Origin of the sequence: Acinetobacter sp. YH01025, from assembly GCF_013420185.1 — a bacterium.
GTDB classification, from domain to species: domain Bacteria; phylum Pseudomonadota; class Gammaproteobacteria; order Pseudomonadales; family Moraxellaceae; genus Acinetobacter; species Acinetobacter indicus.
Map to the genome: position 1 here is coordinate 36,659 of NZ_VOYR01000011.1, position 14,608 is coordinate 51,266.

Genomic DNA, 14,608 nt, shown 5'->3' on the forward strand with positions numbered 1-14,608 from the left:
ATTCAAGTCTTGAATCAGGCGTTTAGCTGCTCTTTCAGGGCATACAATTGCTCTAGAGCCTGACGTGGGGTGAGATTATCGACATCCAGTTGGCGTAAGGCTTCGAGGGCCGGTGATGGTTTTTCAACTTCGACAATCCGTTCAATCACTTCAGTTTCTACCACCGGTTCACTGAATAAATCATGCTGGACCGATTTTTGTACCGACTGATGTGACTGCTTTTCCAGAATCTTCAGGCGATTTTGTGCTTCTTTAATCACATTGGCAGGAATACCGGCCAGTTTGGCCACCTGCAAACCATGACTCTGGCTGGCCGGACCCTGCTGGACTTTATGAAGTAAAATCAGGTTGCCATTGAGTTCTTTGGCCGTAACATGATAATTATCAATACCTGATTCTTTGCCCAGCTCGGTCAGCTCGAAATAATGCGTAGCGAACAGGCATAAGCATTTGATCCGTTTGGTTAAATCCAGCACACAGGCCCAGGCCAGGGACAGGCCATCATAGGTACTGGTGCCACGGCCGACTTCATCCATCAGCACCAGTGACTGATTGGTGGCATGATGCAGAATTTGCGAGGTTTCGGTCATTTCCACCATAAAGGTTGATTTACCGGTAGACAGGTCATCGGCCGAACCAATCCGGGTGAAAATCCGGTCAATCGGACCTAGCACCGCAGCTTGAGCCGGCACATAACTGCCACAATAGCCAAGCAGGGCAATTAGTGCGGTCTGGCGCATAAAGGTCGATTTACCGCCCATATTCGGCCCGGTAATAATTGCCATACGATGGTTAAAATCCAGTGTGGTGTCATTTGGGGTAAATGCGGTTTTGCTCAAGGCTTCCACCACTGGATGACGGCCGGCGACAATCTTGACTCCAATTTCCGGTGAAAATTCCGGACGGGTCCAGTTTTTCAGGCGGGCCTGATGGGCAAAGTTGGCCAGCACATCAATCTGGGCAATGGCGCTGCTCATCATCTGCAAATTGCCAATGTCCTGACGCAGCTCATCCAGCAGCATTTCAAACAGCATTTTTTCCCGTGCCAGCGCGCGTGATTCACTCGACAATACCTTATCTTCAAAACTTTTCAGTTCCGGGGTGATATAACGCTCGGCATTTTTTAAGGTCTGACGACGGATATAATGCTCCGGTGCCTGTTCGGCCTGCGCACGGGACAGTTCAATATAGTAGCCACTAACGCGGTTATAGCCAATTTTAAGCGTGTTGATGCCAGTACGTTCACGCTCCTGAATTTCCAGATCAATCAGGAACTGACCGGCATGATCACGGATTTGACGTAACTCATCCAGCTCGCTGTCAAAGCCTTCGGCAATGACATTACCATCACGCAGCAACACCGGTGGCTGTTCCACAATGGCCGCCATTAAACGCTGGTAAAGGCCCTGAAAGTCGCCCAGTTCTTCATTCAGCTGTTGTAAATATTTGGATTGGCCGGCACTGACAATCGGCTGCACGGCATGACATAAATACGGAATCTGGGCACAGGCCTGACGCAGCTGCACCAGATCACGTGGGCGAGCACTGCCTAAAGCGACCCGGCTCAGCACACGTTCAATATCACTAATTTCTTTCAGTACCAGACGAATTGGTGCATCGTGATAACCGGTTAAAATCGCTTCGGTCGCATCCAGCCTTGCATCCAGCAGTGCGGTATCACGTAGCGGTTGCATTAAGGTGCGGCTAAGTAGACGACCACCCATCGCGGTCTGGCAGTCATTAATCAGCTGAAACAGTGAGGTGCCGTGTTCAAATAAAGGTTCAATCAGTTCCAGATTACGCCGGGTCACCGGGTCTAGCGCAATAAAATCGCTACTTTGTTCCAGCTGAATCGAGCGGATATGCGGCAACGCCGTTCTTTGGGTTTCTTTGGCATAGTGAATCAAGGCGGCGGCGGCGGCTTTGGCCAAAGGCAAATGATCAATCCCAAAGCCAGATAGGGTAGCTACGCCTAGCTGGTCACACAGGGTTTTCTGGGCATTATTCAGGTTAAAATCGACATTTGGACGTTTGGTAACCGGGCAATCCAGCTGTTTTTTAACAGACTCGATGATATTCGGATCGACAATATCTTCATCGACCACAATTTCGCTTGGCATGAGACGCGACAGTTCAATCGCCAGCTGTTCCGGTTGATACTCCTGCTGCTGGACCTTGAAAATACCGGCACTTAAATCTAGCAGTGCAATCCCGATCTGGTTCTGCTGTAAACAGAGCGCGACCAGATTGGAAGATTGATAGCTGTTGAGCAGGGCATCGTCGGTGAGTGTGCCGGGGGTAATAATCCGTACTACGCCACGTTCCACCGGGCCTTTGCCAGTTACCTCGCCAATTTGCTCGCAGATCACCACGGTTTCGCCTTTTTTGACCAGCCGCGCCAGATAACCTTCGGCAGAATGATAGGGCACGCCGGCCATCGGAATTGGCTGGCCATTGGCCTTACCGCGATGGGTCAGGGTAATGCCTAACAGTTTGGCCGCCTTGTGCGCATCATCAAAAAATAATTCGTAGAAATCACCCATTCGATAAAACATTAAAGAATGTGGATGTTGCATCTTCACTTTTAAATATTGTTGCATCATCGGGGTATGCGAAGATAAGTCAGCCACAATTTCTTGCATGTTCATGTACATTCAGTTCCTTCAATTAACGCATGGGTGTTGGAATGGCTTTCACCGCGTGGATGTCATTTGGGCCAGCTGGAGCAGATAAAACATCGTGTTTAAATCCTGCACGTCGATGCTGTTGACGACCCAACAAGCGCTTCATCTTAACAAATTTAGCTAGGCGGAAAAAACCGATTCTGGAAAATCTGTGCTGAAACTGAGCAGCTTATGGCGGAGAAAATTAAGCGAGCAATACAGCTGATGAAGATTGCAGCAGAGAAGACCAGGAAATATGGAAAGCAGCGTTGCAGCAATGCGCTCGAAGCAGCAGGAGAGGCACTCTATACTGGGGTAAAGAACAACATGAAGATGAGCCCATGATGCCCAAATTCTATTATCAGGCTTTGCCAGTACAGGTGTATTTTGGTGCGGGGGAAGCCAAGCGCACGCAGGATATTCTCAAGCAGGCCGGTTATCACAAGATTCTGCTGATTGCCACGCCCGGCCAGCAGAAGGCCGCTGAGCAGCTGGCCCGGCAACTTGGTGATTTGACCGTTACGGTTTATGCTCATGCGGTAATGCACGTGCCGGCAGAGGTGGCACGGCAGGCGGTTCAGGCAGCACAAGAATTACAGGTGGATTGCTGTCTGGCTTTGGGTGGCGGTTCGGCTATTGGTTTAGCCAAAGCCATTGCACTGGACACCCATCTGCCAATTGTGGCAATTCCGACCACCTATGCGGGCAGTGAAATGACCCCGGTATATGGTATTACGGAAAATCAGCTGAAAACCACCGGCAAAGCTGCACAGGTGTTACCGAAAATCGTGATTTATGATCCAGCGCTTAACCTGAATCTGCCGGCAGAGATTTCTGCCTGTTCGGGCATGAATGCCATGGCGCATGCGGTGGAGGCTTTGTATGCAGAAAATAAAAATCCGGTGATTAGCCTGATGGCGCTGGAGGCGATTCGCTGTCTGGCCACCGCTTTACCGGAACTGGTACAGCATCCGAAAGATATCCAGCTGCGTGAACAGGTCAGCTATGGCGCGTGGCTGGCTGGGATTTGTCTGGGTTCGGTGGGTATGGCGATTCACCATAAAATCTGTCATAGCCTGGGGGGTACCTTTAACCTGCCTCATGCACAAACCCACGCGATTATACTGGCCTATTCGGTGCATTATAACCGCCATGCCGATGTACAGGCGATGGATCAACTGGCCGCTGCACTGGGTGTTGACAGTCGGGAGGAGCTGGGCCGTTTTATCTATCAATTAAACCAGCGCCTGCAAATTCCTTTGGCCTTAAAAGACTTAGGGTTACCGGAACATGCCCCGGCGGACATTGCCCGGATGATTTGTGATTCGCCGTATTATAATCCGCGTGAATATGACGATGATGAATTAAAGCAGCTGTTGCTGCAGGCTTATGCCGGTTTGCCTCCTGCCACACTTTAATACATAGCAATATGTAGCCATCTTCCAGAGATAAAAAAACCGAAGCGGTTGAAGGCTTCGGTTTTTTATTGGCAGGTTAAGGTTTATATAAACCCAGCTCCTGCAAGTGTAAGCGTAAAATCCGGCGCAGTTCCAACACTGCTTCTGGAGTTTCCTGAATCGAGTGGCCGCCGGTAATAATTTTTTCAGACTGGGCCTGTTTCAGATGCGCACTTTCATAGGCCACAATATCATCGGTGATGAGAGCAGGGTCGTTACTCTGACTGGTATTGCCCATAATACCATGATATTTCAGTCCTTTACGTGGCTGAATATCTTGAGTTAAGGCAATAAATTTGGATTGATGGCTTAAATCGCTTGGGCCATTTTGAATCAGGCCTTTATCTAGTTCATTGACCAGATCTTTCAGGCTCGGGTCTTCATTTAACAATGAATCGGTGGCCGCATTTAAAAATGCCCCCGGTAAACGGATAATTTTACGCGCCACTTTGGTAAACCAGCGATCGGCATATTCGGTGCCGCGGTGCGGAGCGGCCAAGAAAATTGCCCGGTTAAAGTTAGGAATATCCTGCATAATCAGGCGCTGCTGAATCACGGGAATACGGCGGTATTTGGCCAGTTGTCGGCCACTCATCATCGACAGGGCTTCTTTGGACACATCGGCATCACTGACCAGGAGTCGGGCAATAATCCCGCCCATACTGTGGCCGACCAGCACCGCATCTTTTTTCGCCGCGGCTTTGGGATTGACCTGCTGGAAGGCTTGGGTCAATAGAGCATGAATCTGGAAACGGCTTTCAATAATTGGCATATTGGTCGAATAAAACACCTGCCAGACCTGATAATGCTCGCGTAACACTGGATCACCCATAATATCGTTGGTTAAGCGAATCCAGGCTTCCGGACTACTGGCCAGACCATGCACCAAAACCAGCACTTTTTTATTCGGATTATATGGTTCCAGAAAATATAAATGCGGCATGGCCAGCTTGTCATCACGGTCAATCAGTGACAGATAAGCCGATTTCAGCAGATTATTTTCCGCCAGCCACAGTCCATAAGGCGCAGAAAAATTAGCCGCCAGCGGATAGTTTTTATTGGCAATGCGGGCCTGTTCATATTTATAGGGATCATAGGCGCGCAGGCGAAAATCCTTGTTCAGGATATCCTCTACATTGCCAAACTGCTGCGGTTCAGCCACCAGGGTTGCCGCCAGATAACGGGCCTGATGGATATTCGGATTCTGATTGTTTGGATAACGATGGCTTAAAGGATCAATAATATAACGGGCTTTCTCTGGCTGATCTGCGCGCTGCTCCGGCAGAATGACCAGAAATTCCGAGCCAAAACCATCACGACGGGTAATAGAACGTAAACCTGAAAAGTTCAGGTCATAGGTGGCTCTTAACTGCTCGATTTTTTGCTGTTTTAAGGTCGGAAAATAATTGAAGTCAATATGATAGGTGTTTTCACCGACCTGAATCTGGCTGGCCACCACATCCGGCTGATGGCGCAGGGTATAGCTGGACACCAGTTTGGCAATGGCCTGATTATAAAAGTCGCGGATTTGTACCTGACGGTTGTCAAAAATCCGGTCTTGTGGTGCCCGTTCGGTTTTGAACATATAGGCATAGCTATAACGGATACTTTTATCCAGCATAAACAGCTGCTGGTCGAGGCATTTTTGATAGTTCTGCTGCTGTAATTGCTGTTTTTCTTCAGACTGGTGTTTGCTTAAAATTCCGATTTTACAATTGGAAGAATCGGCCAGTTGCATGGCTTTGGCCAGATAAACTTCGCTGGCAGTGGACAGCAGCTGTTCATCCAGAATTTCCGGAATCTGCTTCAGTTCATCAATACACTGTTTCGGGTTTTCGGTACAGATTTGCGCTTCACGGCCAGTCATGGACAAGACATTGAGGCTGGCCTCGCTCAAGCGGTCACGAGATAAAATACTTTCCCGTTCGTTGGCAATGCTGACATTTAATGCTTGCTGTTTAACACTGACCGTTTGGCAGCCAACGAGAATGGAACTGCTGAGCGCGGTGGCCAGCATCATCTTATACGTCATAGTGGTCATGTGAATTCGCATCGTATTTTATAAGTTTTTTTTAATCATACTGAATTTCTTGGTTTTTTCAATTGACAAAAAAATAGGCCATATAACATGACCTATTTTTTCTTTCACCAGACTTAAGCCTTCGGTGTCATGATTTGCCAGACATTCCAGCGGCCCTGTTTTTCAATTTCAGTAATTAAACGGTCGGCCACAGCTGCTTCTTGCGGATACTTGATCTTGTAGTTTTTCAAGGTCTGTACCGCATTTTTCTTTTGCTCTAAAGCAATATAGTTGTTGGCAGCAGCCAGATAGGCTTCCTGTACGCCGGCTTTCATGGCTTTATCTAAATAAGAAATTGCTTCACGATGACCGCCACCTTCAGACAGGGCAAAACCAAACCAGAAATTGGCTTCGGCATCTTCCTTGTTAATTTTCAGGATGCGCTGTGCATAAGCCAGAGAACGGGTGGTATAAATTGAACCTAAGTCCAGGTTACGTGCCATTACGCTGGCTTTAAAGGCACGAATCAGCACATCAAAAGAGGCATTTTCCTGTACCGCCAGGCTGTCCAGTTGCTGGGTGACTTCTTTGAGTTTAGCTTCAAAACCGCGGCGTTCCTGACGGTCAGTAAAACGTGGTGGATAGTGACGTGCTTTACCTTCGACCATCTGTAAAAAGTCATCAATTTCGGTGATGTCAATTTCATTTTCACCGGCCAGCACCGCAAACTTCAAGCTGCGCTGGTTGTTGTTGATGGTCGGAATAATCAGACGGTTGGTGTCTAAAGTAATTTTTTTCGATGGATTATCCGGGGCAGTTACTTCCATTTTAGTCACTGGCTGGGCCGCAGCCTGTTGCAGGTTCAGTTCAAATGGAGGAGGTGCATCATAATTAAACGGATTTAAAGCATAAAATGGAGGGGTCAGATCAGGCTCGGTAAACACAATTGGTGCATTGGCTGGGTTTTGTTGTTTTGGTGCAGTGGAACAGGCTGAAACTAAAGTGGTCGCAATCAGAGCAAATGCCAAAGGCTTAAGCGTCATAATATTCATCCGTTAATTTATTTTAAAATGGCTGAGCATGTTCGTCAGTCTAAAAAATCTGTGACGAACATGCAAGAGAAGGCAAGAAGTTTGCTGTTACCGTGTTGTTAAGCTTTGGACTGACTGCTTTGTGCTTCACATTCACGGCGCACATCTTCAATAATTTTTAATTCTTCAGCACTAAATGGCTGTTCGTTTTGCTGCTGCTTTTTAAAACTTGGGTCGAGTAAAGACAGACGCTGACATAAGGTATTCATGCGTTTTTCATTGTGCTGAATACGGTCGAGCAAGACCCGCATACCGTCTAGAATCGGATCAGACTGATCCTGGGTAGCCGCATACGGCTGGAAACCGATGCTTTCGGCATAGTCACGGCGGCGTGCTTCGGCTTCATCTTTTGGCTGATCTTTGGTAATAAAACGTGCCGGATTGCCGACCGCAGTGGTATTGGCCGGTACCGCTTTGGTTACCACTGCATTGGAACCGACTTTGGCATTTTTACCCACGGTAAATGGCCCGAGAATTTTCGCGCCAGCACCGACAATTACCCCATCTTCTAAAGTCGGGTGACGTTTGCCTTTGTTCCAGGTGGTCCCCCCAAGGGTCACGCCATGATACAGGGTTACGTCATCGCCAATTTCGGCTGTTTCACCAATCACCACACCCATACCGTGGTCAATAAAGAAACGGCGACCAATTTTCGCGCCCGGATGAATTTCAATACCGGTGGCAAAGCGGCTAAATGAAGACAGCAGGCGCGCCGAACCCTTGCAGTCTTTGTTCCAGAGTTCATGTGCAACCCGATGCATGATCAGGGCATGAATGCCGGGATAGGTAGTTAAGACTTCCAAGGTATTGCGTGCAGCAGGATCGCGCGCAAAGACAGCTTGTATATCTTCTTTGAGCTGTTTAAGCATTATCTTGATCCTCGTCCTGTGTCGATGTTGTTGATGATTTTTTCCATGAACCGTTATTCAATGCCTGTACGCGACTAAAAATGCCACGTAATAAGTGATATTCCATACGATCTAATTGTATACGTCCAAAAAGCCGACGCAAGCGCAAAGGTAATAATCTTGGATTTTTCGGATCCATAAATTCAATCTCGGCCAGCATTTTTTCAATATGCGGATAGAACTGTTCCATCTGGGCATGGGTCACTAAAGGTTCATCCCATTCCATTTCGATACCATCAAGAACTTGCATGGTGGCTTTAGGGTCTGGCTGCTGTTCTACCCGGGCCATGGCTGCCATCCGCATTTCATAACAGATAATCTGAATGGCCTGGGCCACGTTTAACACGCCGTAATCGCTATTCACCGGAATGGTGACATGGTAATTGGCCAGCGCCAGTTCTTCATTGGTCAGACCACGATCTTCACGGCCAAAAATCACCGCAATTTCCTGATGCGATGCCGTCACGGCCTGCATGGCTTTTTCCGCAGCCGGGCGGACATCCAGCAGCGGCCAGGGAATGGTGCGGCTGCGCGCACTGGTACCAAACACCAGATGACAGTCCTGAATGGCCTGTTCCAGGGTGTCGACAATTTCAATCTGTTCAATCAGATCGGTGGCACCGGCCGCCAGTGCGTCAATATCCGGATGCGGATAGGTCTTCGGTGCGACCAGCACCAGTTTGGACAGGCCCATGGTTTTCATGGCGCGTAAGGCGCTGCCGATATTGGCGGGCAGAGTGGTATTGACCATGACAATACGCACATGGGAGAGATGTGCTGACAAGGCAGCATTGTCGACTTGACTCATACAAGGTCCAGAATAAAGAAAATTTTAAATTAAGAATATTGACCCATTTCGGCCTGATATAAATCGAGCGCATCATCCATGCTCATGTCCGCTGGAGGTGCCGGAACGTGGGCAGGCTTGGGCTCATGCGCAACCGCTTGGGCGGCTTTAGATTTCACCTGATATTCGATATGCAGAGCATCTTTACCAAAATAATCACGTAGCTTGATCAGCAGTTCATCCATTGGCGCGACTTTCCATTGCACGCCTAAATGCAGTTCAGCAGTGGCATAACCATAATCTACATACAGAATCACAGGAATATGCGTGCTCATATCAATATTGGTATACGGCATCAAAATCTGCTGTACATCACGACTCAGCGTTTTACTGTCATGTTCGGCAGATAGCGTAATCTTGATACTGTTAGCCCGTTTCTGACGGATTTCATTCAGGCTAAAGGCTTTGGTCAGACGCCCCATTGGACGGTCAAAACCTTCGCGCTCATAAATTTCGCCTTCAATCACCACCACTTTTTCAACCTGGATGATGTCTTTAAAGCGCTGGAAACGCTCGTGATTGGCTGATACTTCAATTCGTGCGGTGCCATCATCTAAGGTCACCACCACCCGGTTCGGGAAGTTGGCCACATCCAGCACCAGTCCGGCAAAGACTGTGGTGACCCCACGGCGGGTCGGACTCAGTTCATTAATTCGCGCCGGAATAAAGGATTTCAGCTCAGCCCGGTATACATCAATCGGGTGGCCGGTCAGGTACAGGCCTAAAGTATCTTTTTCACCTTTTAAGCGGACTTCATCGGACCACGGTTTAACCGGTTTAGCCGGTTTGCGCTGCACTTCTTCGACTTCACCAAACAGGTCCATAATCCCGGTTTCACGGTTAGAACGGGCCTGTTCTGCAGCTTGCACCGCTTCCGGTAACTGCACCATCAGGCTGGAACGTTCAATGCCTAAACAGTCTAGCGCACCGGCACGAATCAGGGCCTCTAAGGTGCGTTTATTGATTTTTTTCAGGTCAATCCGGTGACAGAAATCAAACAGGTCTTTATATGGTCCTTGCTGGATACGCGAATCAATCACCGATTGCATGGCCTGTTCACCCACGCCTTTAATTGCGCCTAAACCATACACAATGGTTTTGTCATCGGTGGCATGGAAATGATACAGCGACATATTCACCGACGGTGGTAATACTTCCAGACCATTGTGGCGGCAGTCATCAATCAGGAACACCACGTTATCGGTATTCTGCATTTCCGAGGACATGACGGCAGCCAGGAACTCGGCCGGGTAATGGGCTTTGAGCCAGGCGGTCTGGTAGGCCACTAACGCATAGGCAGCGGCGTGTGATTTGTTAAAACCATAGCCGGCGAATTTTTCCATATAGTCGAAAATATGGTTGGCGGTGGCTTCATCAATATCTTTTTGGGCCGCACCTTCAATAAAGATTTTACGCTGCTTGACCATTTCTTCGGGTTTTTTCTTACCCATGGCACGGCGCAGCAAGTCTGCACCACCAAGCGTATAGCCGGCACAGTACTGTGCGGCCTGCATCACCTGCTCCTGATACACCATAATCCCGTAAGTTGGCTCCAGTACGCCTTCGAGCAGCGGATGCAGGTATTCAAATTCACCGCCATGCATACGATGAATAAAGTCCGGAATCAGGTCCATTGGACCCGGACGATACAAAGATACGAAAGCAATAATTTCTTCAAATTTACTCGGGCGTGCTTCTTTCAGCATCTTTTTCATGCCCACGGATTCAAACTGGAACACCGCGGTGGTATTGGCATTGGCAAAGACCAAATAGGCATCTTTGTCATCCAGCGGAATATGGGCAATATCCAGCGGGACCTCGGGTTTAACCCGTTTATTAATATTCTGCACCGCATCTTCAATTACAGTCAGGTTACGCAGCCCCAGGAAGTCGAACTTGACCAGACCAGCGGCTTCAACGTCATCTTTATCGTATTGGGCCACCCGGCCGGTGCCATCGGCATCGCACAGTACCGCAGAGAAGTCGGTAATTTTGGTCGGTGCAATGACCACACCACCGGCGTGTTTACCGGTATTTCGGGTAATGCCTTCGAGCTTTAATGCCATTTCCCAGATTTCAGAAGCATCGTCATAGTCCGGGTTACCCGGATTGGTGACAATATCTTTTAACTGCGGTTCAGCCGCCAGCGACTCTTCCAGACTCAGACCCAAAGGTTTGGTCGGAATCATTTTGGAAATACGGTCGGCCAGACCATAAGATTTACCCAAAACCCGGGCCACGTCACGAATCGCGCCTTTAGCGGCCATGGTACCGAAGGTGGCAATCTGCGATACCGCATCACGGCCATAGGTACGGGCCACGTAGTCAATCACGCGGTCACGGCCGGCAATACAGAAGTCGACGTCAAAGTCGGGCATCGAGACACGTTCCGGGTTCAGGAAACGTTCGAACAGCAGTTCATAGCGCAGCGGATCCAGATCGGTAATTTTTAAACTGTACGCCACCAGCGAGCCGGCACCCGAACCACGACCCGGACCGACCGGCACGCCGTTATTCTTCGACCACTGAATGAAGTCCATCACGATCAGAAAGTAACCCGGGAATCCCATCGAGTTAATAATATTAATTTCGTATTCAATCCGCTCATCATACGGTTTGCGGATTTCAGGCCAGTCTTCATCGCGCTGCGCTACCGGATAAAGATGGTTCAGGCGCTCTTCCAGACCTTCCTTGGATAAATGCGCAAAGAAGGTTTCAATGGTATGGCCTTCCGGAATCGGGTAATCCGGCAGGAAGTATTTGCCCAGTTGCAGCGTCACATTACAGCGCTTGGCAATGTGATAGGTGTTTTCAATGGCAGACGGAATGTCGGCAAACAGCTCGGTCATTTCTGCAGCGGTTTTAAAATACTGCTCCGGGCTGTAGTTTTTTGGTCGGCGGCTATCGCCCAAAACATAACCATCGGCAATACAGACGCGCGCTTCATGCGCTTCAAAATCTTCACGGCTGATGAAGTGCACATCATTATGTGCCACCACGCCAATATTATATTTTTTCGCCAGCTGTACCGCTTCATAAATGAAGTCTTCTTCATTCGGGCGATTGGTGCGGGTCAGGGCCAGATAAACCCGGTTTCCAAACTTGGCAATCCATTCTTCAAGTAAAGGTTCGGCTTTTTGCGGGTTAGAGGTACAGAGCATTTTACCGACATCGGAGTGAATGCCGAGCAGGGCGATTAAATCGTCATGCTGCTCCAAGACCCAGTCTTTCTGTACGCAGGGAATATCCAGCTGCTGGCCTTCAATAAAACCGCGCGACACGATTTCGGTCAGATTACGCCAGCCATGATTGTTCATGGCCAGTAAGGTCATGCGATGTTCGGCATCATTCAGGCGGATTTCCGAACCCATGATCGGCTTGATGCCTTTGCCCAGACATTTGCCATAGAATTTGACGGCGGCATGCAGGTTGGACAGGTCGGTGATGGCCAGGGCAGGCATTTCTTCACTGGCTGCGGCTTTGACTAAATCAGGTATACGTACGATAGATTCTGTAATCGAAAATTCAGTATGAATACCAAGATGAACAAAGTGCATAAATCAGTCCCTGCAAAAACCACTGCACATTTTAGCACGGGATTTTGGCTTTCAGTTTGAAATTAAGGGGAAATGGCGAAGTTTTAGATATGTAAACCAACGTAGCGGATTGGTTTCTCATCACTTGAACAGTAATCTGCATGGGCTGAAAACCAGCGTTTTCGGGCTGCTATGAGGGTGATTAACAGCCAAAATAAAACCCTCCGTAGAGGGTGATTGATTTGAGGACGAGTAATCTATCTCGCTTTAGATAGAGAATAGAGAGGTGAATCCTTATCTGAGTTTAGCCAGCCATTCACCCAGCATCTGCACAATTTGCACCAGAATCAGCAGTACAATGACGGTCAGAATCACCACGCTGGTATCAAAACGCTGGTAACCGTAAGAAATGGCCAGATCACCAATACCACCGGCACCGACGGCACCGGCCATTGCAGTTGCACCAATCAGGCTGATGGTGGCGGTGGTCAGGTTTAGAATCAGCGAGCTACGTGCTTCCGGCAAAATAAACTTGAAAATAATCTGCAGCGGTGTCGCACCCATGGCTTGTGCTGACTCAATAATCCCTTCATTCACTTCCAGCAATGAGGTTTCCACCAGACGGCCAATATATGGACCGACATAAATGGTCAGCGGGACAATGGCAGCCCAGGTGCCAATTGAGGTACCGACCAGAAACTTGGTTAAAGGAATAACGGCAATTAACAGGATAATAAACGGCAGGGAACGTAGCGCATTTACAATCGGGTTCAGGCCATGATAAATCGCGCGGTTCGGTAAAATACCGCCCGGACGGGTGGCGACCAGGGTAATCCCCTGAATAAAGCCCCAGATACAGCCAAACAGCATGGCAAAAAACACCATGTGGAAAGTTTCTTGTAATGCTGTGACAAACTGGTCCATCGACAGGGCGCTTTTCCAGAACGGCGCGGTCAGGCTGGTGAGCCACTGGACAATTAAATCTCTCATCCTTGTACTCCTGCTTGTTCAACCTGAACCCCATTTTGTTCGAGGAACTGAAGAGCTTGCTGAATAATGGCCGGGTCCCCTAGCAACTGAATAAACATCTGCCCAATCACCGCGCCATTAATTTCAGTCATGTTGGCAAATAAAATATTCAGGCTTAAATCAAACTGTTTAATTACTGCCTGAATCACGGTTTCCTGCGCCGATTTCCCTAAAAATTTCAGGCAGTAAATACTGTGCTGATTCTGGTTTTCCAGATTGTTTAAAATATTCACCGGTAACTGCTGTTGCAGCACGGTTTGAATAAAATTCTTGGTGGTTGGATGCTGCGGCTGGCTAAAAATGTCCAGGGTAGAACCGGTTTCAATCACCTGGCCATGTTCCATAACGGCCACATAATCACAGACTGATTCAATTACATCCATTTCATGGGTGACCATGACAATGGTAATGCCTTGTTCACGATTAATTTTTTTTAGCAGTTCCAGCACCGATTGCGTGGTTTGCGGATCCAGCGCACTGGTGGCTTCATCACAAAGTAAGATTTTAGGATGATTGGCCAGGGCACGGGCAATCCCGACCCGCTGTTTTTGACCGCCAGACAGCTCATCTGGATAGGCATCTTTTTTATGTTTCAGATCAATAAATTCGAGCAGTTCATTCAGGCGTTTTTCACGCTCTGCCGCCGACCAGCCGAGCAGTTTCATCGGCATTTCAATATTGGCCGCTACGGTTTTGGTTTGCAGCAGGTTAAAGTGCTGGAAAATCATGCCGATATTGGCACGTTCCTGACGCAGCGCCTTGGCACTTAAAGCGGTAAAGTCAGTGTTATTGATGATTACCTGACCTTCATTCGGGCGCTCCAGCAAATTAATCAGACGAATGAGGGTACTTTTTCCTGCACCACTATAACCAATAATTCCAAAGATACTGCCATCTGGAATTTGCAGATTGACCTGATCCAGCGCGCGAATGGTCTGGCCTTTAAGCTGATAATGTTTGGAAATATTCTTAAATTCGATCATAGCGTCAAGAAACTGTACAAAAATGAAAAACAGGCAAAGTACACTTTGCCTGTTTGTTAACTCAGCATTATATG

10 protein-coding genes are annotated in these 14,608 nt (G+C 48.4%); 2 read left to right on the forward strand and 8 right to left on the reverse strand.

Features of this window, described 5'->3' with window-relative positions; translation table 11 throughout:
• Positions 1-14: 14 nt before the first annotated feature.
• On the reverse strand, positions 15-2,648 hold the full coding sequence (gene mutS, locus FTT89_RS11495; protein WP_180006367.1) for a DNA mismatch repair protein MutS: 2,634 nt from the start codon (positions 2,646-2,648) through the stop codon (positions 15-17).
• 207 nt (positions 2,649-2,855) lie between these two features.
• Between mutS and FTT89_RS11500 the strand changes: the two genes are divergently transcribed.
• Positions 2,856-3,008 (forward strand): hypothetical protein, encoded by a 153-nt coding sequence (locus FTT89_RS11500; protein ID WP_155756624.1) that lies wholly within the window; start codon positions 2,856-2,858, stop codon positions 3,006-3,008.
• Positions 3,008-4,081, forward strand: a complete 1,074-nt coding sequence (locus FTT89_RS11505) for a maleylacetate reductase (RefSeq protein ID WP_005178803.1) — start codon at positions 3,008-3,010, stop codon at positions 4,079-4,081. The genes FTT89_RS11500 and FTT89_RS11505 overlap by 1 nt, the downstream gene beginning before the upstream one ends.
• Positions 4,082-4,157: 76 nt before the next feature.
• On the opposite strand, the gene FTT89_RS11510 is transcribed toward FTT89_RS11505, so the two are convergent.
• The 7 genes from FTT89_RS11510 to FTT89_RS11540 form a co-directional block, all read right to left on the reverse strand.
• A complete protein-coding gene (locus tag FTT89_RS11510; protein ID WP_180006366.1) occupies positions 4,158-6,161 on the reverse strand; it encodes a triacylglycerol lipase in 2,004 nt (667 codons plus the stop codon).
• A gap of 113 nt (positions 6,162-6,274) precedes the next feature.
• The gene (locus FTT89_RS11515; protein ID WP_005178801.1) at positions 6,275-7,183 is read right to left on the reverse strand and encodes an ABUW_2363 family tetratricopeptide repeat lipoprotein; all 909 of its coding nucleotides are present in this window, start codon (positions 7,181-7,183) and stop codon (positions 6,275-6,277) included.
• A gap of 107 nt (positions 7,184-7,290) precedes the next feature.
• On the reverse strand, positions 7,291-8,100 hold the full coding sequence (gene cysE / locus FTT89_RS11520; RefSeq protein ID WP_005178800.1) for a serine O-acetyltransferase: 810 nt from the start codon (positions 8,098-8,100) through the stop codon (positions 7,291-7,293).
• Positions 8,093-8,947: an RNA methyltransferase gene (locus tag FTT89_RS11525; protein ID WP_005178798.1), complete on the reverse strand. Its 855-nt coding sequence runs from the start codon at positions 8,945-8,947 to the stop codon at positions 8,093-8,095. The genes cysE and FTT89_RS11525 overlap by 8 nt, the downstream gene beginning before the upstream one ends.
• Before the next feature lie 29 nt (positions 8,948-8,976).
• Positions 8,977-12,543: a DNA polymerase III subunit alpha gene (gene dnaE, locus FTT89_RS11530; protein WP_180006365.1), complete on the reverse strand. Its 3,567-nt coding sequence runs from the start codon at positions 12,541-12,543 to the stop codon at positions 8,977-8,979.
• A 273-nt stretch (positions 12,544-12,816) separates the two neighbouring features.
• Positions 12,817-13,512: a methionine ABC transporter permease gene (locus FTT89_RS11535; RefSeq protein WP_005178793.1), complete on the reverse strand. Its 696-nt coding sequence runs from the start codon at positions 13,510-13,512 to the stop codon at positions 12,817-12,819.
• A complete protein-coding gene (locus FTT89_RS11540) occupies positions 13,509-14,534 on the reverse strand; it encodes a methionine ABC transporter ATP-binding protein (protein ID WP_075174374.1) in 1,026 nt (341 codons plus the stop codon). The genes FTT89_RS11535 and FTT89_RS11540 overlap by 4 nt, the downstream gene beginning before the upstream one ends.
• Positions 14,535-14,608: the final 74 nt, after the last annotated feature.